Origin of the sequence: Halolamina salina, from assembly GCF_042678005.1 — an archaeon.
GTDB lineage: Archaea > Halobacteriota > Halobacteria > Halobacteriales > Haloferacaceae > Halolamina > Halolamina salina.
In genome coordinates this window covers 2,356-3,338 of the sequence record NZ_JBHUDH010000046.1, presented here as the reverse complement: position 1 = coordinate 3,338, position 983 = coordinate 2,356, and the positions used below count along the sequence as shown (strand labels likewise).

Annotated in this window: 1 protein-coding gene and 1 pseudogene; both read left to right on the top strand. The window is 68.8% G+C overall.

Translation table 11 applies throughout. The features are described 5' to 3' along the window. Positions 1-854: ABC transporter ATP-binding protein (locus ACFR9S_RS05485; RefSeq protein ID WP_379818235.1), on the top strand; the 854-nt coding region annotated here is incomplete at its 5' end. Continuing rightward, positions 847-983: pseudogene (locus ACFR9S_RS05480) on the top strand (peptide ABC transporter ATP-binding protein); the annotation flags it as partial. The gene ACFR9S_RS05485 and the pseudogene ACFR9S_RS05480, both read left to right, overlap by 8 nt.

The following is a 983-nucleotide window of genomic DNA, read 5'->3' as shown; positions in this document are numbered from 1 at the left end:
GCGAGTCGATCACGCGACTGATCCCGACTGACAACGGCGAGATCACCGGCGGCGAGATCATCTTCGACGGCACCGACCTGACCGACTGCACGGCGTCGGAGCTGACCGAGTACCGCGGCAACCGGATCGCCCACGTGTTCCAGAACCCACAGGGCGCGCTCGACGACGTATACACCGTCGGCGAGCAGGTCGTCGAGACCGTCCGCGCACACCGTGACCTCGACAGGGAGGCGGCGCGGGAGGAGGCGATCGACCTGCTCGATCGAGTCGGCATCCCCGACGCCGCCGACCGGATCGACGACTACCCCCACTCCTTCAGCGGCGGGATGAAACAGCGCGTCGTCCTCGCGATCGCGCTCGCGGGCGACCCCGACCTGCTGATCGCCGACGAGCCGACGACCGCCCTCGACGTGACGATACAGGCCCAGATCCTCCGCCTGCTCGCCGAGATTCAGGACGAACGCGGGATGGGCCTGCTGTTCGTGACCCACGACCTCGGCGTCGTCGCTGAGATCGCCGACCGCGTGGTCGTGATGTACGCCGGGAAGGTGATGGAGACCGGCGAGGTGTACGAGCTGTTCGAGAACCCCGCCCACCCCTACACCCGGGCGCTGCTCGACTGCCTGCCGGGCCACGGGGAGGCGTTCGACACGATCGACGGCAGCACGCCCGACCCGACCGATCCGCCCGACGGCTGTCGGTTCCACCCGCGCTGTGACCACGCAGTCGAGGACTGTCGATCCGGCGAGCAGCCGGCGTTCCACCCCGTCGGCGACGACCACGACGCCGCCTGCGTCCTGTACGGCGACGATCACCAGCCACCGCTGTCGTTCCCCGACAAACACGATGACTGACGAACCCCTCCTCTCGGTCCGCGATCTGGAGAAACACTACCCGGTCCGGAGCGGCCTGCTGCGGCGGGTGACCGACCACGTGAAGGCCGTCGACGGCATCTCCTTCGACGTCGAGGCCGGCGAGGTCGT